Raw genomic sequence first — 24,005 nt, forward strand, 5'->3', positions numbered from 1 at the left:
CGGGAGCATGACCGTGCGAACCCGCGCTGACCTGGCGTCCCTGCCCTCCTACGTGCCCGGCAGGACCATCCCCGGCGCCATCAAGCTCGCGAGCAACGAGGTGTCCGCCGGCCCGCTGCCCAGCGTGGTCAAGGCCGTCGCCGAGGCCGCCACCGGCATCAACCGGTACCCGGACTCCGGCTGCGTCGAGCTCACCGGCCGCCTCTCCGACAAGCTCGGCGTCCCTGCCGACCACCTGGCGATCGGCTGCGGCTCGGTGACCCTGTGCCAGCAGCTCATCCAGGCCACCTGCACCCCGTCCGACGAGGTGCTGTTCGCGTGGCGGTCGTTCGAGGCGTACCCGATCGTCACCCACGTCGCGGGCGCGCGGCAGGTCCGGGTCCCGCTGACCGCCGGGCACGTCCACGACCTGGACGCGATGGCGGCGGCGATCACCCCGGCCACCCGGATGGTGTTCGTCTGCAACCCGAACAACCCGACCGGCACGGCGCTGCGCACCGAGGAGATCGAGGCGTTCATCGACCGCGTGCCCTCCGACGTGCTCGTGGTGATCGACGAGGCCTACAAGGAGTTCGTCGACGACGCGCACATCCCCGACGGCGTCGAGCTGGCCAAGCAGCAGTGGGCGCAGGGCCGCGACAACGTGGCGGTGCTGCGGACGTTCTCCAAGGCCTACGGTCTCGCCGGTCTGCGCGTCGGCTACGCGGTGGCGCCGCCGGCCGTCGCCGAGGTGCTGCGCAAGGTGTACGTGCCGTTCTCGGTGAACTCGCTGGCCCAGGTGGCGGCGATGGCGTCGCTCGACGCCGAGGACGAGCTGATGATCCGCTGCCGGGCGATCGTGGCGGAGCGGACGCGGGTGCGCGGCGAGCTGCTGGCGATGGGCTACGACGTGCCGGAGTCGCAGGCGAACTTCGTGTGGCTGCCGCTCGGCGAGCGCACGGCCGCGTTCAACGAGCACTGCCTGGCGCACAAGGTCGTCGTGCGCGCGTTCGTCGGCGAGGGCGCTCGGGTGACGATCGGTGAGCCGGACGAGAACGACGCGTTCCTGGCGGCGGCACGCGCGTTCGTGGCGTGAGCTGCCTGAACTGACCGGGCCACGGGCTCCTGCCGTCCGGCGGGGGCCCGTGGCTACTTCGTGAGCAGCTGCACGATGGCCGCCACGCCGACCACGACGATCACGCCGCGCAGCACCGTCGGCGACAGCTTGCGGCCCACCTTCGCGCCGATCTGACCGCCGACCACGGAGCCGATGGCGAGCAGCAGCACGGCTTCCCAGGCGACGTCGGCGATGAAGATGAACAGGACACCGGCGATCAGGTTCACGAACGCGGTCAGCACGTTCTTCAGCGCGTTCATCCGTTGCAGGTGCTCGTTGAGCAGCACGCCCATCATGCCCATGACCAGCACGCCCTGCGCCGCGCCGAAGTAGCCGCCGTAGATGCCGGCCGCGAAGACGCCGAGCCACAGCAGGACGCCGCCGTCCCCGTTGCCGCGCCGGTCGGCGAGCTTGCGGTTGAGCCACGGCTGGATGACCACGAGCACCAGCGCGATGACGATCAGCACCGGCACGATGGCGGCGAAGGCCTTGTCGGGGAGCGTCACCAGCAGGATCGCGCCGACCACGCCACCGAGGATCGAAGCCGGCAGCAGGCGGGCGATGCGGGACCTCTGCCCCTTGAGCTCCTCGCGGTAGCCCCAGGCGCCGGACAGCGAGCCGGGGACGAGGCCGAGCGAGTTGGAGACGTTGGCGACCACCGGCGGGTACCCGACGGCGAGCAGCACGGGGAACGTCACGAGCGTGCCGCTGCCGACGACGGTGTTGATGCCGCCTGCGAACACACCCGCGATGACCACCACGACTGCTTCCCAGACCGTCATGCCACCCCCAGGATCAGAAACGTTTAGCGACGCTAACACTCCGCCCCGGACGACGCGTTGTGGCTCTCACGACAACGGGGCGGTGCTCCGAAGAGCACCGCCCCGTTGTTCCGCGTCAGAACGCCCGGCTCAGCCCAGGGCGGGCTTGCGCCGCAGCGCCGCACCGGCGAGCACGAGCAGCGCACCGAACAGCACGAGGCCGAGCACGCTCACGCCCGTGTCGGCGAGCGCGGCGGTGTTGCGGGCGGGCAGCGCGGTGGCGTTCCCACCCGTCGCCGCACCGGGACCGGCGCCGGCTCCCGTTCCGTCACCACCGGTGGTGGTGGCGAGGTCGGGGTCGGCGACCTCCTGCCCCGGCTCGACCCACAGCCACGCCGGGTACTCCTCGCCCTTGACGTTGGCGAACGGCGGACTCTCCGACCAGTCGTTGAGCAGGCGCCACGGGCCGACCACGACCGGCGTGTACGGACCGACGGGCAGATCGGGGAACACCCAGCCGCCCTCGGCGTCGGTGGTGGCGCGGGCGACCGGCTGGTTCGTCCACGGGTCGAGCAGGACGACCTTCACGTTCGCCACCGGCTTCTGGTCCGGGTACTGGCCGGTGACCACGACACCGCGGAAGGTGTTCGTCTCGCCGACGACCTTCACCGAGGCACCCACGAACGGGTTGCCCTGGGCCTGCTCGGGACCGAACGAGCAGCTGGTGGCGACCTGGCCGTGGTTCTCGGCCCCGGCCGGCATCGGCGTGCTGACGTGCACCTGCTGCGTTGCTCCCGGCGCGAGCGCGACGCCCGCCGCGCCCTCGGCCAGCGCACCCCAGTCCGCGGAGGCGTTGCCCAGGTACGGGCTCGAACCGCCGTAGCACCAGGCCTTCACCTGGAGCGCCTGCGTGCCCTCGTTCGTGAGCGACACGGTGAGGCCGACGCGCTCGCCGCGCTGGAAGGACGGCTGATCGAACGTGATCGACGCCTTCAGCGCGTCGGACAGCGGGCGGACCATCCTGATCTGCGCGGTGCCCTCGTCACCGGGGTTCACGACGAAGTCCGGGTCGCCGTCGGCGACGACCCAGTCGGTCTCGTTGTTGAACCGGTTGCTCGCGTTGTACCGGCCGGCTGCCAGACCGGTGAACCGGACCCGGCCGTCGGCGCCGGTGGTGCCCTGCACGTTGCGGTACGGCTTGCCGCCACCGACGTTGACGTTGCTGCCCGCGAGCTCCTCGCCCGCGTCGAGCTGCCCGTTGAGGTCCCGGTCGCCGTAGACGGTGACGGTCGCGGACCCGGTGGCCCAGGTGACGGCGGCCGAGGCCTCCGCCTCGTTGTTCGCCGGGTTCTTGTCGCAGCACCAGCCGTTGGCGACGCGCACCTTGAACGCGATCCGGTCGGCCGGGCCGTTCTGGCCGTAGTCTTTGATGGTGCCGGTGAGCGTGATCTGCCTGCTCTCACCCGGCCACAGGCTGAAGCGCTCGTTCAGGAACTTCGGCAGCGCGATGTGGTCGAAGCTCGGCTCGCCCTGGGCCCAGTCGTGCAGCAGCCAGCCGGGCACGGGACCCGTTCCGGTGCCGGCGTTCTCGACCTTGATCGTCATCTGCACGGGGTCGCTGAAGTCGTAGGTCGCCTTGTCGAAGGTGACCGAGACCTTGAGGTCCTGGGCGTCGACCGACGGGTCGGCGACCTGCGGGCCGGGAACGACGGTGAGGTCGACGACCACGTTCTCGCCGCCGACCACGGTGACCGGCTTGCTCGTGCCGCCGTCGGCGAACGACCACGGGCCGACGACCCGGATCGCGACCGGGCCCTGCCGCAGGTTCGGGAGGGTGTAGGAGCCACCGGTCAGGGTGGTGCCCAGCACGCGGCCGTTCGCCGGGTCGACGGCGACGAGCTTGACCGAGTCGTTGCCCGGCCGGTTCAGCCAGCCGCTGACCGACCCGAACGCGCCCACGACCTCGGCGCCGAAGGTGAGACCGGGGTCGCCGGCGACCGGTCCGCCGGACGGGACGTCGACGTTGCGGCCGTCCACGCTGAACGCGCAGGCGAAGTAGACCTTGCCGGCCTGGAAGGCGGCGTCCGGCACCACGTCGGTGACGGTGACGGTCCTGCTCTGCCCGGCCGGGATCGAGATGCCCTGGCCGTCGGGCGAGACCTCGGCCCAGCCGGGGCCGGTGCCGTCCAGCACGGTCGGGTCGTTCTCCGGGTCGCAGACCCAGACGAGGTGCTCGATCGGCGCGGTGCCCGAGTTCGTCAGCGTGACCGAGACGGCCAGCTGCTCGCCCTTCGCGTACTTCGGCTTGTCGAAGCGGTAGCCGGTGAGCCGCAGCGACCGCGACAGCGGCGGCGCGGTGACGAGTGCGGTCTCCGTGGTCTGACCGGACTTCACGACGATGGTCTGGCCGGCCTTGAGCTGCTGGCCGCTGATGTCGTTGCTGCTCAGCCTCGCCTGGTAGGTGCCTGCGGGCAGGCCGGAGATCCAGAAGCGGCCGTTCTGGTCCGTGGAGAAGGTCGGGAACGGCAGGGACGTCGCGCCGGTCAGCTTCAGCTGCTTGTGCGCCAGGCCCTCGCCCGCGTCCGCGACACCGTTGCCGTTCTTGTCCTCGTAGACGACGCCGGTCGCCGTGCCGCCGTTCACCGCGATCCTCGCGGTGTCGGTCGCGTAGTTGTCGTTCGGCGTCGGGTCGGTCGTGCCCTCGGCGTAGGTCCGCATCCCGAGGCGGACCCGGGTGCTGTTGTACTGCGCCGTGGCCCCGAGCTTGATGGTCTTCGTCTCCCCCGGCGCCAGGTTCGGGCGGGAGACCAGCTCGTCCACGCCGGTGGTCAGCCACATCTCGCCGGGCTCGCTCGCGAACCGGACCTGGTTGGCGGGCGCGGTGCCGGAGTTGCGCACCGTCACCGTGATGGCGAGCGGCTTGCCCAGCTCGTACTCGTCGCGGTCGAAGTCCACGGTGAGCTTGAGGTCCGGCGTGGCCGCGGCCTGTTCGGCCTTCTGCTCGGCCTGCGGCTGCACCGCGGGCGGCTGCGCGTCGCTCGACGGCGGCGTGGCCGTCTCGGACGGTGCCTCCACTGGCTCCGGCTTATCGGTCGGCTCCGGCTTAGCGGTCGGCTCCGGCTTCGCGGCCGGCTCCGACGGCGGGGTCTCGCTCGGCGTCGACGACGGCGTGGTCGTCTCGGCAGGTGGTGGCGGTGTGGTCGTCTCCGACTGGGTCGGAGCGGTGCTCGTCGGCTCGTCCTGCGCGGACGCGGTGGCGGCCGAACCGCCGAACGCGAGCACAGCTGCGGTGGTCAGCGCCGTGAACCTGAGCAGGGCACGGCTGACCGATCTTTCGGACAATGGATCCCCCAAGACCCCATGTGATGAGTGGTCCGCCGGCGTCAGAGCCCCCGCACGCGCCCGCAGGACGACGGGAAAGTACCCCAACGTCCGGTGTGGTGGGAAGTGTTCGCCACGACACGGCCCGCCATGCGCACCCGGAGCCGTGCGCCGCTCGGTAAAACCGCTTCGCTTCACGGCGCGGACGTGGTTGGGTGGGGTCACTCCACGAGCTCTACGAGACAAGGTCGATGCCATGGGCAGCCCCGGACACACCGGGCCGCTCCGCAGTGCCCGGTGACATTCGCTCATCTTCCGTGCGATCACCAGGAGCATCACCTTGACGTGGTACACCACCTTCTTCACCGATCTCGCCAACACCTTCTGGCGCGGTGCCGTTCCCCCTTCCGCCACCACCGCGGAGATCGACTTCGTGACCCGGTTCGCCCCGGCCGGCGCACGGGTGCTGGACGCGCCGTGCGGCAGCGGGCGGCACAGCGTCGAGCTGGCCGGCCGCGGCTACCGGGTCACCGGGCTCGACATCTCCGCGGAGGCCATCGCGCACGCCCGTTCGTCGTCCACGGCCGTGGACTGGCGGCTGGGCGACGTGCGGGACCTGGCAGCAGAGGGCGTGGTCGCCGACCTCGCCCTCTGCATGGGCAACAGCCTCGGGTACCTGGAGCACGACGAGAACGCGCGGTTCCTGGCCGACCTGGGCCGGGTGGCGCCCGTGCTCGTGGTCGACTACAGCTGCGCGGCCGAGTCGTTGCTGCCGTCGCTGCCGGGCGAGATCCGGCTCGCGGCGGACGGCGTCGAGATGGTCGCCGTCAACACCTACGACGTGGCCTCCGGCCGGTTGCTGATCGACTTCACCTTCACCTCGGGTGAGCGGACGCAGCGCTCGACCGCGGTCCAGCACGTCTACACCGCGGCCGAGCTGACCCGGATGCTGCACGCGGCCGGGTTCTCGTCGGTCGAGCTGTGCGGCGACGTCGACGGCAGCGCGTTCCGCCTCGGCGACCACCGCCTGCTGGCGGTGGCCCGCCGCTGAACCGGAGCGGGGCGGTGCTCAGTCCTCGTACGCGGGGTCGGGCACCGCCCTGCACCACGCGTCCTCGAACTCGCGTTCGGGAATCTCCATCGGCACGTACTGCGGGTCGTGCAGGTCGATCGGCGGGTTGATCGGCCAGCCCTCCATCGTGGAGCTGAGCAGCGTGCCGTCCGCCTTCACCTCGACCTGCCGCAGCTGCCGGCCGTCCTCGCCGATCTCCAGCAGGTAGGCGGTGCCCTGGTCGAACGTGCGCAGGTACACCCGCTCTCGCCCGGCCAGCACGCCGAACCCCGGCTGGTCGCGCTGCCGCAGGCGGTCGTCCCGCATGCGGCGCAGCACCGGGTCGCCGTCCACGTCCCTGAGCTCGAACTCCTCGAGCCCCCACTCCTCCGCCTGCCGCACCGCGTCGGGGTTCGTGATCACCTCGACCTCGGCGAGCGTGCGCACGATCTGGTCGGCCGAGTCCGCCCAGATCCACCACGACAGGCCACCCATGCCGTAGTCGTGCAGGACGAGGAAGCGCTTCTGCAAAGCTCAGCCCAGGTTGTTGGTGTCGAACGTGTTGCAGCGGGCCGGGTCGCCGGTCTGCAGGCCGGTCGTGAACCACTTCTTGCGCTGCTCGGAGCTGCCGTGGCTGAACTTGGTCGTGTCGACCTGCCCGCCGCCGAGCTCGCGCTGGATGAAGTCGTCACCGATGCGACCGGCCGCGTCGAGCGCGGCGTCGACGTCCTCCTGGGTGATGTTCGTGATGAGCGGCTGGCCGTTGGCGGTCGGCGTCTTGGTGGCGGCGTTGCCCCACGCGCCCGCGTAGCAGTCGGCCTGCAGCTCCAGGCGCACCGAGTCGGAGGTCGGGCCGGTGCGGGTGCTCACCCGGTCCGAGGTGCCGAGCTGGTTCTGCACGTGGTGGCCGTACTCGTGGGCGAGGATGTAGGCCTCGACGAACGGACCGCCCTTCGCGCCGAAGGTCGTGCGCATCTCGTTGAAGAAGTCCAGGTCGATGTACACCTGGGAGTCCGCGGGGCAGTAGAACGGGCCGACCGCGGAGGTCGCGTTGCCGCAGCGGGTGTTCACGCTGCTGCGGAAGAAGTTGGTCCTGGTGACCTGGTAGGTGCGGCCGGAGCGGGAGAACTGGTCGGTCCAGAAGGCCTGGATCGAGTTGATCGTGGCCAGGACCCGGCAGTCGCTGTCGCGGTTCGCGTCGGCGCCGGTCTTGCACTTCTCCGCCAGCTGACCCGACTCCACCTGCGTGCCGGGGTTCACGTTGCCGCCCTCCAGACCGCTCGTGGGCAGCTGGATGCCGGTGAACTGCTGGATCAGGAAGAAGACGATCAGGCCGACCACCCCGAGGCCACCGCCGACGCCGGCGACGCGGCCGCCCACCCCCCGCTGGTCGGAAACCTGCGAAGCGTCGAGTTCCGCACCTTCGTTGAACTGCACCGCGCGCCTCCTGACAAGGACCCCGTGACGCGGCAAACGATAGAGCACCGGGCGTGCTCGGGGGATTTACGCGCCCAGGAGCTGAACGTGCCTCGGTGCGGCGCCCGACGTCGGGGCACCGCACCGAGGACTTCCCATGTGGTTGCAGCGACTACGGCCTACGGCGGTTGGCGTGGCGCCCGACCGGTGACGCCATGAGACGAAACCGAAGTCGAGCTCAACAGCGTCGAGATGCGCCGAGCGACACCTGAATGGTGCCTGGGCACCCGAAACCCCGTTCGGAGTTGCTACACGGTCGCGATCGGTCCGGTTACGGCCGGACCGCTCGCGGGGATGCAACAGACCGCGTTTCGCCACAGCGAGGAGATACCTGCACAGCACCACCTACCCCTTCTGGGCGTGGCCTCCGGTTCAGATCTTCACGTACCGGCTGCCAGCTCATATTCGACTATGCGCTTGATCGCCGCATTTCTCAACACCTCACGACGAACCTGAATTGGTGAAGTCGGACGGGTGACCTGCGGAGATCGACACTGCGGACCGCAATCGGCCGCAGCCGGAAAAGGATCAGGAAATGATCAGGACCGATTTCTGGGCGGCCCGCGAAAAGGCCCTCCCGGCGGCGTGATCGCCACCGGGAGGGCCTTCGGCCGTGCCTTACGGGAGCTGCGTGATGCGGTCGAGCGCCGGGGCGCCCTGACCGGGGTGGGCCACCAGGTACGCGGAGAACGCGTCCAGGTCGATGCCACCGCCGGTGATGTCCTTGCCGAGGGTGAACTCGCTGAAGCCGTCACCGCCGCCCTGCAGGAAGCTGTTGATCGTCACGCGGTAGTTCGCGTTCGGGTCGAGCGGGGCGCCGTTGAGCGTGACGCCCGAGACCTTCGAACCGAACGGCGCGGTCTTCGACCAGCTGTACTTCAGGCCCGCGGAGGGCTGCAGCACGAACGTCCTGGCGGCGGTGAACTGCTGCTCCAGCACGTTCTTGAGCTGCGCGCCGGTCAGCGTGACCGTCTGCAGGATGTTGCCGAACGGCTGGACGGTGAACGCCTCGCCGTAGGTGACCACGCCGTCGCCCTCACCGGCCGGGGAGGACTTGTAGGTGAGGTCGGCGCGCACGCCACCGGGGTTCATCAGCGCGAGCACGGCACCGTTGCCCTTGGTGGCCTCCAGCTGCCCGTCCGCGATGAGGTTGCCCAGCGGCGACTCACCGGCGGAGTTCTGCGCGCGGAGGACGTCCGAGCTGATGTCGCCGATCTTCTTGTTCGCGATCGGGCCCGACTTCTGCTTGGCGAGGTCGATGATCGCCTGCACCTCGGGGTCCGGCGCGACGGTGCGGGTGACGATCTTGTTGTCGGCCTTGGTCTCACCGCGGACGACGTCGCGGGTGCGGCGGTCGATCTTCAGGTCGACGACGCTGAGCTCACGACCGAACGCGAGCCCCTCGATGAACGGCCGCGGGTTGCCGGCCGGGTCCTTGACCACGCAGTTGTAGTGCTGGTGGCTGTGGCCGGAGAACACCGCGTCGATCTTCGGGCTGACGTTGGCCGCGATGTAGCTGCCGGGGTTGTTCGCGGCGACGTTGCAGGCGTTGGGCCCACCGGTCGACGCGGTGACCTGGTCGCCCTGGTGCACCAGCAGCACGATCGACTTCACGCCGATCGCGTCGAGGAGGTTGGCGTACCTGTTGGCCGCCTTCACCTCGTCATCGAACTTGAGTTCTTTGATGCCGTTGGGGTCCACCAGGAGCGGCACGTCCTTGAGCGGCATGCCGATGAAGCCGATCGGCATCCCGTCGCGGAACTCCACCCAGAACGGCGGCAACGCCGGCAGCCCCGTCCTGGCGTGCGTGACGTTCGCGCCGAGGATCGGGAAGTCAGCACCCTTGTACTTGTCCCGGAACTGGCAGCCGTCGACCGGGTGGCAGCCGCCGTGCTGCATGCGCAGCAGCTCCTTGTACCCCTCGTCGAACTCGTGGTTGCCCGCCGCGGTCGTGTCCATGCCGACCTTGTTGAGCACCTCGACCGTGGGCTCGTCGTGGAACAGCGCCGACACGATCGGGCTCGCGCCGATCAGGTCGCCCTGCCCGACGATGACGGAGTTGCGGACCTCCTTCTGGAGGTTCTTGATGTGCGTGGCGTTGAACGCGGCACCGCCGGCGTCGACGGTCGTGCCGTCCGCCAGCACGACCCGGCCGGAGCTGCCGGTGGGCGGCTCGATGTTGCCGTGCAGGTCGTTGATCCCGATCAGGCGCACGTCGACCGCGCCCCGACCGCGCAGTGACTCGACATCGGCCTGGGCAGGCCCGGTAGCGCTGATGACAGTGGCCGCGGCGGCGGTGATCGCCAGAACGGTGAGCCGTCTGAACGACTTCATGGGTTACAGGCCTCTCAAGGGCGTGGTTAACGCGCGTGTACGGCCCGGGAGTCTGCCTTTTGACCGCCTGGTTTTCCAGAGGGATGACTCGATCGTCATGAGCCGGTTTAGCCTTGTTGGCGTGACATCAAGTGAGCAGGAGCCGCACTGGCTCGACGAGGGTGAGATGCGCGCGTGGCGCACCTACGTGAACGGCTCCTCCATGCTCATGGACCGCCTGCACCGAGAGCTGCAGGACGCCCACGGAGTGTCACTCGCCGACTACGAGATCCTCGTGCGCCTCTCCGAACAACCGCACCACCGCATGCGCATGACCCAGCTCGCCGAGGACGTCGCCTCCTCCAAGTCCCGCGTCTCCCACCAGGTCGCGCGGATGGAGAAGGCCGGCCTGGTGCTGCGGCGCGAGTGCACGGAGGACGGCCGCGGCGTGCTGGCGGAGCTGACCCCGGCCGGTCTCGCCCAGCTGGTCACCGCCGCCCCCACGCACCTCGCCGGGGTGCGGGCGCACATCGTGGACCTGCTGTCGCCCGAGGAGGGTGAGGTGCTGGCCAAGGTGTTCGACCGGGTCATGACACACCTGCGGGACTCGAACGGCTAGGCTGCTCCGCTGACACCTCCGGTGGGTGTCGGTGACGCCTCCGGGCGTCGGGGAAGCGTGGCAGAGCGGCCGAATGCACCCGCCTTGAAAGCGGGAGACGGGCAACCGTCCGGGGGTTCAAATCCCTCCGCTTCCGCAGTTCAGAGGGGTTGTGAAGGCTGTCGGGAGGCCTTCACGGCCCCTTTGGTGCAGCAACGGGCCACTTCGATGTTCGAGTCCCCCGATGCCCCATCTCATCGAGGCCGCCGTCACCGTGTCTGGACTGCGTCGTGCTGCTCGGTGAGTTCGGTCAGCGGCACGAACGTGCAATCCCGGAGCTCGCGAATGAGCGCTGACGCCACCACCCACCGGCTGGCGGGGTCGTTGTAAGCCAGATTCACGTCCTCGACTGCTACCGGCCCGAACACACCCCTCCGGTAGAGCGCTCCGCGGATGCCCGCCACCTCGAACGATCGGACGCGAACGGCCACCGCTCCACGCCGCAACGCCGGACACAACCGCAGGGACTGCGCAGCGCACGGCACGCACACAGGCGGCTCAGTGCAGGCCATGCCTTCCGGCCTCCCCGCCCAATCCTCTTGGTAGTCCCGCAGCAGCCACAGCACACCGTCCTCGTCCTGACCGGCAGGCCCGGCGCACACCTGGCACAGCAACTTGCGCATGGCCCGCCGTTGCCTGAGCGGGTGCACTTCGCCGAACTCCGGCTTGCCCACGCCATGACGTACGGCTGCTCGCTGCCACAGCACGCCGTGCGAGTCCCGGTCGCCGAGCAACTCATCCGCGTAACCGACGCCGTAGCCGGGACGCTCCACCACGCGGGAAGGAATCTCCTGCTCGGCGCTCCAAGTGGTGATGTACGGGGCGATGAACTTTGAAAATTGGTTCGCTGCCACGGGTGCGGGCATCACTGGAGTGCTCCCCACTGTCGCTGTCGATGGGTGGCACCCCCGCGCCGAGGAAACAGGCCGCCGACCTGCATTCGGGAACAGGCCGGTTTTGAGTTCTTCCGGGTGCCCTTGCCGACGCCGGGTGCCTGCCCACATGAAAATTGCTCGCCCGATCGGGCGGAGTCGCCGCAAGGGGTGGCCATTTCATCGGAGTGGCCAGAAGAGGTGGCCAGAATGGTGCGCATCAGTCCCAACCCCCTTCAGGATGGACGCCATGCACGAGCCGGTGAGCATCGGGCGGCTGCTGCGGCAACTTCGGTTGGTCGCCGGTCGTTCGCAAGCAGAGCAAGCGGCCGTGCTGTCCGACCTGGCCGGCCGCGCGGTGACTCGCAACGAAGTCTCACGCTGGGAGGCCGAAAGCCGGTTGCTCACGCCCTATTGGCAGCAGCACTACGCGGCTACCTTCGGGACATCGGTTGCCGAGCTACGACGCGCAGTTGCTACGGCCAAGGCCAGCCGACGGCGAGCCCGAGGTCAGCAAGACCAGCAGCTTGAGGGGGAAGACGTGCAGCGGCGGGAGTTCTTTGGCGCGATGGCCGGGCTGGCAGTGTCTTTGCCCGCCACTGCGCGGCCGACGTCAGGGCAACGACTTGGCATGGGCGACGTCCATCGGTTGCTGGAGCGCACCGCCCGGTTGCGCCGCCTGGATGATCTGCTCGGCGGTGCGGACACCTATCGCCTCTACCTGAACGAGCTCACGGCGACCACCGAGCTGGTGCGCAGTGCGACGTGCCTGCCCGGTGTCCGCAAGGCGTGTACGGCCGTCATCGCCGAGCAAGCCCAGATGGTGGGTTGGGCGGCGTTCGACGCCGGAATGCACCAGAAGGCCAAGCAGCACTACGAGGCCAGCCTGAAGGCGGCGAACGAGGCCAAGCACGCGATGCTCGCGGGCAACGCCCTGGCCTTCGATGCCTACTTGCAGGTGAGCGTTGCCAAGCCGGATGTCGGGACGGCCGTTGCCTCGTACGCGACCGCGGCCAAGTACGCCACCCCTCGTGTGCGAGCCCTGCTACTTGAGCGCATGGCCTGGACACATGCCGTGACCGGCGATGCGCACGCCACTGAACGCGCCCTCACGGAGGCGGCCGACGTCGTGCGCCAGACCGGCGACCGTCCCGAACCTGACTGGGTGTTCTGGGTGGATGAAGACGAAATCCGCATCATGGCGGGACGGTGCTGGACGCAGCTGAAACGCCCGCTGCGTGCCGTGCCAGTCTTGGAAGACGTGCTTGGCCGCTACGGCGACACCCATGCCCGCGACAAGGCGATGTACCTGACGTCGCTTGCCCACGCGTACCTCGATGCGGGCGAAGTGGAGCAGGCCGCAGCTGTCACCGAACGCGCTGCGCACTTGGCGAATGGCGTCGGTTCGGTGCGGCCTGCCGAGAAGATCGGGAAGGTCGTCCAGCGCCTGAAGCCGCACGGCAGCTTGCCCGCGGTGACCAATGCGATCGAGGCGGCGGCGCTCCTCGCTACGGCGCAGGGCTGACCGTCTTGCGCAGCCAGGCCAGGTAGTCGTCTGACGCTTCGGCCAGCGCCACGGCCGTTACTTCCGGGTTGTCCCAGGGGTGTTCGCGGCGCAGGTGTGCTTCCAGTTCGGGGTAGCGCTCGGTGGTGGTCTTGAGGCTCACCTGCCACTCCTCGCCTTCGCCTTGCTCACCGAGGTGCCAGAAGAACGACGTCACGGGGCCTGACACCTGCGCGCCTGCGGCCAGACGAGCGGCAACAGCGGAGCGCGCCAGGTTGGCGGCGGTGTCGCGGTCAGCGGTTGTTGTCGTTACCTGCAGAGCTTCGGTCACGGGCACGACCATATTTCTCTGCCCGTTTCGTTCGCGACAAATCAGGTTTCGAAGAAGTTCGTCAGACCGCTTCCACTGCACAGATTTGCACGCCTGCCCACACAGCGAAGGGGCCCGGCACGCGCGGTGCCGGGCCCCTTCGTGCAGCGGGAAAAGCGGTTACGCCACAGCCTCGTGCGAGTGCGCGTGGTCATCGACGTGCGCGGCGGAGGACACCTTCGCCGCGGACAGACGGGCCTCGGCACGCTTGGCGCGCGGGGGCACGCCGTTGACGTCCTCGGTGGACACGCCGTAGGCGGCGGTCACGAACGCGATCGCGCCGGCGTTGCGGCCGAGTGCGACGCGGTCGATGTTGCCGAGGTTGTCGCACGCCGAGTGGTAGCACGGGTCGTAGGCGACGCCGGCCGTTCCGCCCCACTTGGCGGCCTGGGCCGCGGTCTTGACGCCTTCCGCACCGGTGAACAGGCCGCCGGCCGGGATGCCCTGGGCGATGAACTCGCCGTAGTCGGAGCGGCCGGAGAAGTCGGTGCCCTCGGTCGGGACGCCCTTGGCGGCGAAGTAGTCGGCGAAGGCCTTCTCGATCTGCGCGGAGCCGTAGGGGCCGGGGCCCGCGCCGACGCCGTCGGAGTTGTCGCCGTCGTAGATGAAGTAGGCGGCGTTCGGCGAGCCGACCATGTCGAAGTTCAGGTACAGGGCGATGTCGAGCTGCTGCTCGAACGTCAGGGACTGCACCCACTTCGTCGAGCCGATCAGGCCGCGCTCCTCCGCGCCCCACCAGGCGAAGCGGACGGCGTTGTCGACCTTCGGGCGGGAACCGAGCTGCAGCGCGGTCTCCAGCAGCGCGGCCGAGCCGGTGCCGTTGTCGTTGATGCCCGCGCCGACCTCGACGCTGTCGAGGTGCGCGCCGGCCATGACGACGTTGTTCTTGCGGCCGGTGCGGGTCTCGGCGATGACGTTGCGCTCGGTGCGGACCTCGGTGTGGAAGCGCATGTCGACGGTGACCGCGGAGCCGGCCTTCCCGGCCAGCGTGGTGCCGTCGGCCTGCGAGATGCCACCGGTGGGGATCTTGCCGGGGTTGGTCAGCGTCACGTTCGACAGCGGCCCGGCGGTGTTGTTCGACACCAGCACGGCGATGGCGCCGGCGGCGGCCGCGTTGAGGTGCTTCTGCTCGAACGTGCAGCCGCCGCGGCGGATCAGGGCGACCGAGCCGGTGAAGTCCTGGCCGGCGAAGTCGGTGGCCTCGCAGCCGGTGGTGGCGTCCTCCGGCACGACGCGCAGCGGGCCGGTCACGCCGCCGACGGGCGTCTGCGGGGACGCGGTCATGATCAGCGCCTGGTAGTTCACGCCGGCGACGGTGGCGCGCTCGGCGTCGGTGACCATCACGTCGAAGTTGAACGTCGGCGTGCTCACGATGAAGCCCTCGTCGCGGAGCTTGCCCGCGACGTAGTCGACGCTCGCGCCGTAGCCGGGGGTCAGCGCGGCGCGGTTGCCGCCGTTGCGGTCCGAGATGCGCTGCAACGCGATCAGGTGGCGGTTGACGCCCTCGACGGTCACCTTCTTCGCGAGCTTCTTGGCGAGGGCGGGACCCGCGGGTTCAGCCGCGGCGGACGCGGTGGCGGTGGGGGCTGCGACGAGTGCCGAAATGGCCAGCACTGCCGCCAGCCTGGATCTGCCTGACATGAACGTTCCCCTTCGTCCGAGTGGGGCCACCCTCACAAAGAGGAGACACGGGCCACAATCCGTCGGTCGGTGGGAGTTCAGCTGGTGATCAGTCGAACACACTCAGCGAGCCCCGCGACCTCGGTGTGCCACGCCGGCCGCGCGAAGTTCGCCACGTCCAGCCGCAGTCGCACGTGCTCAAGCCGCTCGCCGCGCGGTGCGGCGGCGGTCGTGCCGTCGTGCACGTACCCGAGCTTCTCACTGACCCGGTTCGAAGCCCGGTTCCCGACCCACGCGGCCGATCGGGCGATGCGGGCACCCAGGTGGTCGAACGCGAACTGCAGCACGGCGACCCGCATCTCGGTGCCGAAGCCGTTGCCGTGGAACTTCTGCCCCAGCCACGAGCCGGTGGCCACCTCGCGCAGCACGGCGAAGTCGCGCGCACTGAGCTCCTGCACGCCGATGACCTTGCCCTCGTGCCGCACCAGGAACGTGATGGCCCAACTGCCCGGCGCCACCTTCGCGCGGTTGGCCCAGAAGAACTGGACCATGCTGCGCCCGCCGTCGTCGGACAGCTGGTCGGTCCACGGCACGTTGAACGGCATCTCGTCCGGCGCGTGCACGCCCTCCTTCGCGACGTCCACGAGCTCGAAGAGCCCTTCGTCGTCGTCCGGGCGCAGTTCGAGGCGCGGCGTGGTGAGCACGAGGTTCCGCAACGGCCAGGCGTTCATGCTCTGATGGTGCCGGGGCTGTCGAATGTGATTACGGTCGATCACATGCATGCGATCACTGTGCGCGAACCCGGCGGCCCGGAAGTGCTGGAGTGGACCGAGGTCCCCGACCTGTCACCTGGTCCCGGCGAGGTGCTGGTCGACGTGGCCGCCTCGGCCGTCAACCGCGCGGACCTGCTGCAGCGGCAGGGCCTCTACCCGCCCCCGCCGGGGGCGTCGGACGTCATCGGCCTGGAGTGCTCCGGCACGGTGCTGGCGCTGGGCGAGGGCGTGACCGGTCTCTCGGTCGGCGACGAGGTGTGCGCGCTGCTCGCCGGCGGCGGCTACGCGGAGCAGGTCGTCGTGCCCGCGGCCCAGGTCCTGCCGGTGCCCGCTGGCGTCGACCTGGTCACCGCCGCGTCGCTGCCCGAGGTGGCGTGCACGGTGTGGTCGAACGTCGTGATGGACGGCCGTCTGAAGGCCGGTGAGACCTTCCTGGTCCACGGCGGCGCGGGCGGCATCGGCACGCACGCGATCCAGGTGGCGAAGGCCCTCGGGGCCACGGTGGCCGCCACCGCCGGTTCCGACGAGCGCCTGGCCCGCTGCGCCGAGCTGGGTGCCGACATCACCGTGAACTACCGGACGCAGGACTTCGTGGCCGAGGTCGGGAAGGCCGACGTCGTGCTCGACAACATGGGCGCCTCCTACCTGCCGCGCAACATCGACGTCCTCGCCCCCGACGGCCGGTTGATGATCATCGGCATGCAGGGCGGGGTGAAGGGCGAGCTGCCGATCGGCAAGCTGCTGGCGAAGCGCGCGTCGGTCATGGCGACCGGGCTGCGGGGGCGGACCGTCGAGGGCAAGGGCGCGATCGTCGCGCAGGTCCGCGAGCACCTGTGGCCGCTGGTGGAGAGCGGTGCGGTGAAGCCGATCGTGGGGCGGGTGGTGCCGATGTCGAACGCGGCGGAGGCGCACCGGCTGCTGGACGAGGGGGACGTGTTCGGCAAGGTGGTGCTCAAGCGAGAGCGGTGACGGTCGCCGACGCGATCGAGGTCCGGGGAGCGGTGCGGAACTCCATGCCGAACTCCTCGGACCACCGTCCCAGCACCGCCTGCTCGTCCGCCCGGTCGGCGTCGTCGACCAGCACGGTCGCGCCCGGTGCCAGCACCCCGCGCAACACCGGTAACGCCGGGTACCGCAGGTCGCCGAGGCCAGGGCCGTCCACCAACAACAGGTCCACGAGCCCGCACGAGTCCACGTAGCCGAACACCTCGGCGTGCACCTGCTGCGGCGCGTACCACTGGCCGTGCCGCGACAGGGCCGCCGGATGACGGGACAGCGGCGCGTGGACGACCCGCGCCACGCCGCCGAGGCCCTCCCGCCGCAGCTGGGAAGCCACGAACGCGGCGGTGCGCTCGTCGTGCTCGATCGACAGCAACCGGCCGAAGCCGCGCTGGGCGAGCAGCCGGGCCAGCAGCACCGAGGAGGAGCCGCAGCCCAGTTCCACCAGCACGGTGCGGGCGCCGAGCACGATCTCGTCCAGCACCGCGACCAGGGCTGACGGGCGCAGCTCGCCGGAGGTGTGCGGGAGGTACCCGGTGCACAGCGGGCTCAGCCGCTGCAGGGCCGTGAGGTCTGCCAGCTCGCGTGCGAGCGAGTCGTCCAACCAGGTCTCCCGAAAGCCTCAGGCCAGCTCGGCCACGGCCCGCACCAGGTCGTCCACCTCGACCGCGTTCGTGTAGTGGGCGAGTCCGACGCGGATGGCGCCGCCGACCTCGCCGACGCCGAGCACCGAGAACACGCCGTGCTGGCCGGGGTCGGCGAAGGCGCAGACGCCGCGCGAGGCGAGGTGTTCGACGCCGTCCTCCGCCTTCACCCCGGCGATCGTGAACGCCAGCGCGGGGACCCTGCGCATGGCGTCGCCGATCACCATCACGTGGCGCAGCGAACGCAGTTCGTGGATGAGGTTGGCGAGGAGCCCGGCCTGGTACGCCTTCACCGAGCCCAGTGACGTGAGCAGGCGCTCCCGGCGGGTGCCGGTGGCGGCGTCGTCGAGCTCCGCCAGGTACTCCACGGAGGCGACGAGGCCGGCGAGCAGCGGGTAGGCGTGCGGGCCCAGCTCCAGGCGTTCCGGGCCGCGGGCCTGCGGGTCGACCGAGCAGGACGGCAGGCGTTCCAGCACCGACGGGTCCCGGAACACCAGGGCCGCGACCGGCGGACCGCCCCACTGACCAGCGGAAAGAGCCACCACGTCTGCGCCCATGCCAACGATGTCCAACGGCACGAACGGCGCGGCCGAGGAGGCGTCGACCACCACCACGGCGCCGTGCGCGCGGGCCACCGCCGAGATCTTCGCCAGGTCCGGGCGGGTGCCCACGACACCGGAGGCGGCGGTGATGGCGATGAGCTTCGTGCGGTCGGTGACGAGCTCGTCGTACTGCCAGCTCGGCAGCTCGCACGTCTCGATGTCGACCTCTGCCCACTTGACCGCGCTGCCGGTGCGCTGGGTGGCGCGCAGCCAGGGTGCGATGTTCGCCTGGTGGTCCAAGCGGGAAACCAGTACCTCGTCGCCCATGAACCAGTCGTCGGTCATGGCGTCGGCGAGGCGTTGCAGCAGCACTGCGGAGGAGGGACCGAGCACGACACCCGCGGGGTCCGCCCCCACCAGGTCGGCGACGGCACGGCGGGCAGCGTCGACGATCGCCTCCGCCCGCTGGGAGGCGGGGAAGAGCCCACCGGGACCGGAGACGGGGGCGCGCAGGGCGGTGGAGACCGCCGTGGCCACCTGCTCGGGCACCTGCATCCCGGCCGGTGCGTCGAGGTGCACCCAGCCGTCGCCGAGCGCGGGGAAGAGCCCTCGTACCCGTGCGACGTCGAACGCCATGCCACACACCGTACGTATGAGGGCAAACTCGGTGTTGCCCAGCCCCCACCCGACTAATGTCAAAAACGTCGACAGGACCAGGATGGAGCGCATGAACCAGGAGCAGCAACCAGTGGTGGTCGTCGGTGCGTCGGACGGTGGTGACCTCACCGACCTGGTCGAGCAGCCGGCGAAGGTCATGCGGATCGGCACGATGATCAAGCAGCTCCTCGAGGAAGTGCGGGCCGCTCCTCTGGACGAGGCGAGCCGCAACCGGCTCAAGGAGATCCACAAGCGCTCCATCGACGAGCTCGAGGACGGTCTCGCGCCCGAGCTGCGCGACGAGCTGGAGCGCCTCTCCCTCCCGTTCACGGAGGAGGGCACGCCCTCGGACGCGGAGCTGCGGATCGCGCAGGCGCAGCTGGTCGGGTGGCTGGAGGGCCTGTTCCACGGCATCCAGACCGCGCTGTTCGCCCAGCAGATGGCCGCACGCGCCCAGCTGGAGCAGATGCGCGGCCGTGCGCTGCCCGCGGGCAGCAGCGGGAGCGACGCCGCGGACACGGGTCTCGGTCCCAAGGGGACGGGTCAGTACCTCTGAAGGTTGCCTCGATCGGATGGTGACCTACATCCGGGCGCGGTGACCACTCCGTGACGTACCGGCGTCCAAGGGCCTCCTCAGGCGCCGGTACGCTCAGTCCTCGTGCAAGCCACCAGTACGCTCGACCAAGCTGAGGCGCCCCCTGCCGTCAAGTCGCGCAGCTTCAAGCGCGCGTTCGCCGACGTGCGGGAAGCGTGGGACCACCGCGAACTGTGGGGCCACCTCGGCTGGCAGGACATCAAACAGCGCTACCGCCGGTCGGTCATCGGTCCGTTGTGGATCACCATCTCGATGGGGACCACAGCGCTCGCACTCGGTCTGCTGTACTCGGTGCTGCTGGACGCGGAGCTGCCGGCCTTCCTGCCGTACATCACCGCGGGCTTCATCATCTGGAACTTCATCCTCGGCTGCGTCACCGAGGGCACCGACGTGTTCATCGCGAACGAGGGGCTGATCAAGCACCTCCCCGCGCCGATCACGATCCACGTGATGCGCATGGTGTGGCGCCAGGTGCTGTTCCTCGCGCACAACCTGGTGATCTACCTGATCGTCATGGTGATCTTCTTCGGCACGCTGTCGGAGCCCTACCGGATGACCGACGGCGGCACGCTGCAGCCCGGCATCAGCTGGACCATCCTGCTGGCGATCCCCGGCTTCGTGCTGCTGGCCGTCAACGCCGTGTGGGTGTCGCTGCTGTTCGGCGTCATCAGCACCCGCTTCCGCGACATCCCGCCAGTCGTGAACAGCTTCATCAACCTGGTGTTCTTCATGACGCCGATCGTCTGGGACGCCGACATCCTCACGAAGGTCACCAAGACCGCCGGCAGCGACTCGCAGTGGCGCGTCCTGATCGCCGAGCTGAACCCGGTGTACCACTTCGTCGAGGTCGTCCGCGCGCCGCTGCTCGGCCACCACGTCGACTGGCACCACTGGGTGGTCGTCGGCGGGTTCACGGTCGTCGGCTGGCTGGCCGCGCTCGTCATCCTGCGCAACTACCGCGCTCGCGTCTCGTACTGGGTCTGAGAGGGAGGCCGAGACATGGTCAGCATTGACGTCTGGAACGCATCGGTCGACTTCCCGATCTTCGACGCGAAGTCCCGTTCACTGAAGAAGCTCGCACTCGGCAAGGTCGGCGGCAAGATCGGCTCCGAGGGCAAGGTGCCGATCATCGAGGCACTGCACGACATCACGCTGTCCCTCAAGGACGGCGACCGCGTCGGCCTGGTGGGCCACAACGGCGCGGGCAAGTCCACGCTGCTGCGCCTGCTGGCGGGCATCTACGAGCCGACCCGCGGCCAGTCGCGGATCGTCGGCAAGGTCGCTCCGGTCTTCGACCTCGGCGTCGGCATGGACCCGGAGATCTCCGGCTACGAGAACATCATGATCCGCGGTCTGTTCCTGGGCATGAGCCGCAAGGAGATGGAGAAGCGGGTCGACGACATCGCGCAGTTCACCGAGCTCGGTGACTACCTGTCGATGCCGTTGCGCACGTACTCGACCGGCATGCGCGTCCGGCTGGCACTGGGCGTCGTCACGTCGATCAACCCGGAGATCCTGCTGCTGGACGAGGGCATCGGCGCCGTCGACACGGCGTTCCTGGCCAAGGCCCGCGACCGCCTCAAGGGCCTCGTGGCCCGCTCCGGTCTGCTGGTGTTCGCGAGCCACTCCGACGAGTTCCTCGCGGAGTTCTGCAACACCGCGATCTGGATGGACGAGGGCCACGTCAAAATGCACGGGGACCTGAGGGAAGTGCTCATCGCGTACAAGGGTTACGACCCGTTCGAGCGCATGCACCTCTCCCACGACGCGCCCGTACTCAGCGGAAATGGTGGCGAGAAGCAGTGAACACCGAGGCACTGCCCAAGGGCTCCGTGGTCGCGGTGGTGGTCACCCGCCACCGCAGGGAACTGCTGGCCGAGTCGCTGAAGGCGCTCTCGACCCAGACGCGCGTCCCCGACCACCTGGTCGTCGTCGACAACGGTCCCGACCAACCGGTCGACGACCTGGTCGAGCAGTGCCCGCTCCCCACCACGTACCTCGCCTCGCACCGCAACCTCGGCGGTGCGGGCGGGTTCGCGCTCGGCATGCTGCACGCGTTGTCGCTGGGTGCCGACTGGGTGTGGCTGGCCGACGACGACGGCCGGCCCGCCGACGAGAACGTGCTGGAGGTGCTGCTGGAGGAGGCGGAACGGCGCAACCTCGCCGCCATCTCCCCGGTCGTCACGAACATCGACCGGCCGGAGAAGCTCGCGTTCCCCCTGCGCCGCGGGCTGACCTGGAAGCGCTCGGCCGCCGAACTGGGCACCGACTTCCTGCCGGGCATCGCGTCGCTGTTCAACGGTGCGCTGTTCCGCGCGACCACCCTGGACGTCGTGGGCGTGCCGGACTACCGGCTGTTCTTCCGCGGCGACGAGGTGGAGATCCACCGCCGCCTGGTGCGCTCGGGCGTGCCGTTCGGCACCTCGCTGCGGGTCGCGTACGTCCACCCTGACGGCTCCGACGAGTTCAAGCCGATGCTGGGCGGCAAGTTCCACGCCCAGGACCCGGAGAACCCGGTCAAGCGCTACTACACCTACCGCAACCGGGGCTACCTGCTCTCGCAGCCCGGCATGCGCAAGCTCGGCCTGCTGGAGGTCTTCCGGTTCGGGCTGTACTTCCTCGGGGTCAAGCGCGACCCGAAGGGGTTCGTGGAGTGGCTGAAGCTGGTGCGGCTGGGCCAGAGGGAACGCTTCTTCCGCAAGTGAGGCCGCGGGCGGCGCCGCCCTGGTGAAGGTGTAGGGATTTCCATGCTCGACGCGGTCGCGTTGTTGGCTGCACTGGTCACGGTAGTGCTGCTCTGGGTACCGGGGCTGGCGCTGGCGGCGACCGCAGGTCTGCGGGGCTGGCTGCTCATCGGAGCGGCCCCGGCCGTCACCATGAGCCTCGTCGGCATCGCGGCGCCGCTGTTCCCGCTGGTCGGTGTGCAGTGGAACCTGTGGACGTTCATCGTCTGGTGCGTCGTCATCACCGGTGTCATGGGCGTGGTCGTGCTCCTGCTGCGCCGCCGCGGCCGTGAGCTGACCTTCCCGCAGGGTCCCTGGTCCACGTCCGGCCACCTCACGGTGGTCGTGTCGGTCGTCGTCGCGGCGTGCGTCGCGGTGCTGGTGCTGCGCGCCGCCACGCACGGGCTGGCCACCGTGCCGCAGGGCTGGGACGCGCCGTTCCACGGCAACGCGATCCGGCTCATCGCCGAGACCGGCAACTCCAGCCCGCGGGCGCTGGCCTGGATCGACGCGCCGGACAACCCCGGCGGCAGCTTCTACCCGAACGCCTACCACTGCTTCGAGGCGCTGGTCTACAACGTGAGCGGCGCCGACATCCCGCGAATCCTCAACACGGGCATGCTCGTCACCACCACGCTGACCATCCCGCTGGGCACGATCGCGCTGGTCAGGGCCTTCGGTGGCGCCGCGGGGTTCGCCGCCGCCAGCGCGCTGGTGTCCACGTCGTTCGCCTACTACCCCTGGGACCTCTACCAGTGGGGGCAGCTCTTCCCGTACGCGGCGGCGCTCGCCATGGTGCTGCCGTTCTTCGCCGTGCTGGTGCGCTGGCTCGACACCCGCGCCGACCGGCTCGGGGTGCTCGTCGCGTTCCTGGGTGCCGGTCTGACCGCCACGCACTCGGCGTCGGTGTTCGTCGCCGCCGGGCTCGGCGTGTTCCTGGTGCTGCAACGGCTGCTCGCCGACCCGCGCGAGTGGGTCCGCAGGGAGCTGCCGCGGCTCGCCGTGGTGGCGGTCGCGATCCTCGTGCTCGCCTCGGCGTACCTGCTGGGCGCGAGCAGCATGGCCGGTGCCACCGCCGCGTACAACTGGCCCGCCGTCACCACGGTCTCGCGGGCGTTCGGCGACGCGGTCCTGTTCGGCAGCGACGCGCCGTGGCCGCAGTGGCTGCTGGCGCTGTGCACGCTCGCCGGCCTGTTGCTGCTGTGGCGCGACGGCACCTGGCGCTGGATGGTCGCGGGCTACGCGCTGTTCCTCGGCCTGCTCGTCGCCGCGGCCGGTCTGGACGCCCCGTGGGTCCAGACGATCACCTCGCCGTGGTGGAACGACCGGTTCCGGCTCGCTGCCGTGATCATCCTGCCCGCCACGCTGGCCGCGGGCTGGACGTTGCAGACCGCGGCGCGCTGGGTCACCGAGAAGGTGCTGCAGCGCGTGCCGGAGACGACCAGGTCGCGCCGCACCGCCATCGCCGTGCTCGCGGTCGTCGCGATGGTGCTGGCCGGTGGCTACTTCGGCCAGAGCCACGGTTACGCGGCGCGCAACGCCGACCGCATGACGTGGACGTTCGACAGCCCGGTGCTCACGCCGCTGGAGCACCAGGGCCTGCTGGAGACCGGCAAGATCGTCAAGGACGGCGAGCTGCATCATGAACGACCGCGGCGACGGCACCGTGTGGTCGTACGCGATCTCGGGGCGGCGTCCGGTGATCGGCCACTTCCAGGGCAGCGTGGCCACGCCGAAGCGCGAGCTGCTGCTGAACAGGTTCAACCGCTTCGGCAAGGACCCGCAGGTCGCCGAGGCCATCCGCTCGCTCAACGTGAAGTACGTGATGGTCGGCTGGGGCATGATCGCGGAGTTCAAGCGCGCGGAGGGCCTGCAGAAGCTGGACCTGGTCGACGGGCTCACCCCCGTCTACCGCAACCCGGAGTTCCAGCTGTACCGCATCGACTGGGACGAGCTCGCCAAGTGATCTGCTGACGGCGGAACCGCCGCTTCCGCCGCGCACTTCGAGTAATCCCTCGCGCACCTCGGGT

General features: G+C 69.8%; 21 protein-coding genes and 1 tRNA gene. 11 read left to right on the top strand and 11 right to left on the bottom strand.

Going from position 1 to position 24,005, the window contains the following annotated elements:
* The first annotated feature begins 7 nt into the window (after positions 1 to 7).
* A complete protein-coding gene (gene hisC / locus ACVDFE_RS05195) occupies positions 8 to 1,075 on the top strand; it encodes a histidinol-phosphate transaminase (protein WP_458429738.1) in 1,068 nt (355 codons plus the stop codon).
* Between the two features lie 53 nt (positions 1,076 to 1,128).
* Here hisC and ACVDFE_RS05200 read toward each other — a convergent pair whose 3' ends face one another.
* Both ACVDFE_RS05200 and ACVDFE_RS05205 read right to left on the bottom strand, forming a co-directional pair.
* Positions 1,129 to 1,878, bottom strand: coding sequence for a sulfite exporter TauE/SafE family protein (locus tag ACVDFE_RS05200; RefSeq protein ID WP_360396936.1), 750 nt, complete (start codon positions 1,876 to 1,878; stop codon positions 1,129 to 1,131).
* Between the two features lie 129 nt (positions 1,879 to 2,007).
* Positions 2,008 to 5,199 (bottom strand): hypothetical protein, encoded by a 3,192-nt coding sequence (locus ACVDFE_RS05205; protein WP_458429740.1) that lies wholly within the window; start codon positions 5,197 to 5,199, stop codon positions 2,008 to 2,010.
* Positions 5,200 to 5,518: 319 nt separating this feature from the next.
* Between ACVDFE_RS05205 and ACVDFE_RS05210 the strand changes: the two genes are divergently transcribed.
* Positions 5,519 to 6,229: a class I SAM-dependent methyltransferase gene (locus ACVDFE_RS05210; protein WP_360396938.1), complete on the top strand. Its 711-nt coding sequence runs from the start codon at positions 5,519 to 5,521 to the stop codon at positions 6,227 to 6,229.
* An 18-nt stretch (positions 6,230 to 6,247) separates the two neighbouring features.
* Here the strand turns inward: ACVDFE_RS05210 and ACVDFE_RS05215 are convergent, their stop codons facing one another.
* From ACVDFE_RS05215 to ACVDFE_RS05225, 3 genes are all read right to left on the bottom strand, one after another.
* Positions 6,248 to 6,760 (bottom strand): hypothetical protein, encoded by a 513-nt coding sequence (locus tag ACVDFE_RS05215; protein WP_360396939.1) that lies wholly within the window; start codon positions 6,758 to 6,760, stop codon positions 6,248 to 6,250.
* A 3-nt stretch (positions 6,761 to 6,763) separates the two neighbouring features.
* Complete coding sequence (gene ypfJ / locus ACVDFE_RS05220; RefSeq protein WP_360396940.1) at positions 6,764 to 7,666, bottom strand: KPN_02809 family neutral zinc metallopeptidase; 903 nt, start codon at positions 7,664 to 7,666, stop codon at positions 6,764 to 6,766.
* A gap of 657 nt (positions 7,667 to 8,323) precedes the next feature.
* Positions 8,324 to 10,039, bottom strand: coding sequence for a bifunctional metallophosphatase/5'-nucleotidase (locus ACVDFE_RS05225; RefSeq protein WP_458429741.1), 1,716 nt, complete (start codon positions 10,037 to 10,039; stop codon positions 8,324 to 8,326).
* A gap of 166 nt (positions 10,040 to 10,205) precedes the next feature.
* On the opposite strand from ACVDFE_RS05225, the gene ACVDFE_RS05230 reads away from it, so the two are divergent.
* Together ACVDFE_RS05230 and ACVDFE_RS05235 are read left to right on the top strand one after the other, a co-directional pair.
* A complete protein-coding gene (locus tag ACVDFE_RS05230) occupies positions 10,206 to 10,637 on the top strand; it encodes a MarR family winged helix-turn-helix transcriptional regulator (RefSeq protein WP_360397101.1) in 432 nt (143 codons plus the stop codon).
* A gap of 51 nt (positions 10,638 to 10,688) precedes the next feature.
* A tRNA-Ser gene (locus ACVDFE_RS05235) sits at positions 10,689 to 10,773 on the top strand.
* Between the two features lie 112 nt (positions 10,774 to 10,885).
* On the opposite strand, the gene ACVDFE_RS05240 is transcribed toward ACVDFE_RS05235, so the two are convergent.
* Positions 10,886 to 11,542, bottom strand: coding sequence for a hypothetical protein (locus ACVDFE_RS05240; RefSeq protein WP_458429743.1), 657 nt, complete (start codon positions 11,540 to 11,542; stop codon positions 10,886 to 10,888).
* Between the two features lie 256 nt (positions 11,543 to 11,798).
* On the opposite strand from ACVDFE_RS05240, the gene ACVDFE_RS05245 reads away from it, so the two are divergent.
* Complete coding sequence (locus tag ACVDFE_RS05245; RefSeq protein ID WP_458429744.1) at positions 11,799 to 13,073, top strand: helix-turn-helix domain-containing protein; 1,275 nt, start codon at positions 11,799 to 11,801, stop codon at positions 13,071 to 13,073.
* Here ACVDFE_RS05245 and cutA read toward each other — a convergent pair.
* The 3 genes from cutA to ACVDFE_RS05260 all read right to left on the bottom strand — a co-directional run bounded on the left by cutA (position 13,057) and on the right by ACVDFE_RS05260 (position 15,773).
* On the bottom strand, positions 13,057 to 13,383 hold the full coding sequence (gene cutA / locus ACVDFE_RS05250) for a divalent-cation tolerance protein CutA (protein WP_360396944.1): 327 nt from the start codon (positions 13,381 to 13,383) through the stop codon (positions 13,057 to 13,059). The genes ACVDFE_RS05245 and cutA overlap by 17 nt on opposite strands.
* Before the next feature lie 159 nt (positions 13,384 to 13,542).
* A complete protein-coding gene (locus tag ACVDFE_RS05255) occupies positions 13,543 to 15,063 on the bottom strand; it encodes a M28 family metallopeptidase (protein ID WP_458429746.1) in 1,521 nt (506 codons plus the stop codon).
* 77 nt (positions 15,064 to 15,140) lie between these two features.
* Positions 15,141 to 15,773 (bottom strand): GNAT family N-acetyltransferase, encoded by a 633-nt coding sequence (locus ACVDFE_RS05260; protein WP_360396946.1) that lies wholly within the window; start codon positions 15,771 to 15,773, stop codon positions 15,141 to 15,143.
* 45 nt (positions 15,774 to 15,818) lie between these two features.
* Between ACVDFE_RS05260 and ACVDFE_RS05265 the strand changes: the two genes are divergently transcribed.
* Positions 15,819 to 16,784 carry an NAD(P)H-quinone oxidoreductase gene (locus tag ACVDFE_RS05265; protein ID WP_458429747.1) on the top strand — a complete coding sequence of 322 codons (966 nt, stop codon included), beginning with the start codon at positions 15,819 to 15,821 and terminating at the stop codon, positions 16,782 to 16,784.
* Here ACVDFE_RS05265 and ACVDFE_RS05270 read toward each other — a convergent pair.
* Both ACVDFE_RS05270 and ACVDFE_RS05275 read right to left on the bottom strand, forming a co-directional pair.
* Entirely contained in the window at positions 16,768 to 17,418 is a 651-nt protein-coding gene (locus tag ACVDFE_RS05270; protein WP_458429748.1) for a class I SAM-dependent methyltransferase, read from the bottom strand. The two genes, ACVDFE_RS05265 and ACVDFE_RS05270, sit on opposite strands and share 17 nt — an antisense overlap.
* Before the next feature lie 18 nt (positions 17,419 to 17,436).
* Positions 17,437 to 18,636, bottom strand: coding sequence for a cysteine desulfurase-like protein (locus ACVDFE_RS05275; RefSeq protein WP_360396949.1), 1,200 nt, complete (start codon positions 18,634 to 18,636; stop codon positions 17,437 to 17,439).
* Between the two features lie 91 nt (positions 18,637 to 18,727).
* On the opposite strand from ACVDFE_RS05275, the gene ACVDFE_RS05280 reads away from it, so the two are divergent.
* The 5 genes from ACVDFE_RS05280 (at position 18,728) to ACVDFE_RS05300 (ending at position 23,949) form a co-directional block, all read left to right on the top strand.
* Entirely contained in the window at positions 18,728 to 19,213 is a 486-nt protein-coding gene (locus ACVDFE_RS05280; RefSeq protein WP_458429749.1) for a bacterial proteasome activator family protein, read from the top strand.
* Positions 19,214 to 19,315: 102 nt separating this feature from the next.
* Positions 19,316 to 20,236: a galactan export ABC transporter permease subunit Wzm/RfbD gene (gene wzm, locus ACVDFE_RS05285; protein ID WP_360396950.1), complete on the top strand. Its 921-nt coding sequence runs from the start codon at positions 19,316 to 19,318 to the stop codon at positions 20,234 to 20,236.
* 15 nt (positions 20,237 to 20,251) lie between these two features.
* Positions 20,252 to 21,058 (top strand): galactan export ABC transporter ATP-binding subunit Wzt/RfbE, encoded by an 807-nt coding sequence (gene wzt / locus ACVDFE_RS05290; protein ID WP_360396951.1) that lies wholly within the window; start codon positions 20,252 to 20,254, stop codon positions 21,056 to 21,058.
* Positions 21,055 to 21,957, top strand: coding sequence for a galactofuranosyltransferase GlfT1 (gene glfT1, locus ACVDFE_RS05295; protein WP_360396952.1), 903 nt, complete (start codon positions 21,055 to 21,057; stop codon positions 21,955 to 21,957). Before wzt ends, glfT1 begins: the two co-directional genes overlap by 4 nt.
* Before the next feature lie 42 nt (positions 21,958 to 21,999).
* A complete protein-coding gene (locus tag ACVDFE_RS05300; protein WP_458429750.1) occupies positions 22,000 to 23,949 on the top strand; it encodes a DUF6541 family protein in 1,950 nt (649 codons plus the stop codon).
* Positions 23,950 to 24,005: the final 56 nt, after the last annotated feature.

The sequence above is a fragment of the Lentzea chajnantorensis genome (genome assembly GCF_054300775.1).

Bases quoted from the DNA above. Each gene is read 5' to 3' on its own strand.
- hisC (WP_458429738.1), top strand. From the start codon at position 8: ATGACCGTGCGAACCCGCGCTGACCTGGCGTCCCTGCCCTCCTACGTG.
- ACVDFE_RS05200 (WP_360396936.1), bottom strand. From the start codon at position 1,878: ATGACGGTCTGGGAAGCAGTCGTGGTGGTCATCGCGGGTGTGTTCGCA.
- ACVDFE_RS05225 (WP_458429741.1), bottom strand. From the start codon at position 10,039: ATGAAGTCGTTCAGACGGCTCACCGTTCTGGCGATCACCGCCGCCGCG.
- ACVDFE_RS05230 (WP_360397101.1), top strand. From the start codon at position 10,206: ATGCGCGCGTGGCGCACCTACGTGAACGGCTCCTCCATGCTCATGGAC.
- ACVDFE_RS05240 (WP_458429743.1), bottom strand. From the start codon at position 11,542: ATGCCCGCACCCGTGGCAGCGAACCAATTTTCAAAGTTCATCGCCCCG.
- ACVDFE_RS05245 (WP_458429744.1), top strand. From the start codon at position 11,799: ATGCACGAGCCGGTGAGCATCGGGCGGCTGCTGCGGCAACTTCGGTTG.
- ACVDFE_RS05255 (WP_458429746.1), bottom strand. From the start codon at position 15,063: ATGTCAGGCAGATCCAGGCTGGCGGCAGTGCTGGCCATTTCGGCACTC.
- ACVDFE_RS05260 (WP_360396946.1), bottom strand. From the start codon at position 15,773: ATGAACGCCTGGCCGTTGCGGAACCTCGTGCTCACCACGCCGCGCCTC.
- ACVDFE_RS05265 (WP_458429747.1), top strand. From the start codon at position 15,819: ATGCATGCGATCACTGTGCGCGAACCCGGCGGCCCGGAAGTGCTGGAG.
- ACVDFE_RS05275 (WP_360396949.1), bottom strand. From the start codon at position 18,636: ATGGCGTTCGACGTCGCACGGGTACGAGGGCTCTTCCCCGCGCTCGGC.
- ACVDFE_RS05280 (WP_458429749.1), top strand. From the start codon at position 18,728: ATGAACCAGGAGCAGCAACCAGTGGTGGTCGTCGGTGCGTCGGACGGT.
- wzt (WP_360396951.1), top strand. From the start codon at position 20,252: ATGGTCAGCATTGACGTCTGGAACGCATCGGTCGACTTCCCGATCTTC.
- ACVDFE_RS05300 (WP_458429750.1), top strand. From the start codon at position 22,000: ATGCTCGACGCGGTCGCGTTGTTGGCTGCACTGGTCACGGTAGTGCTG.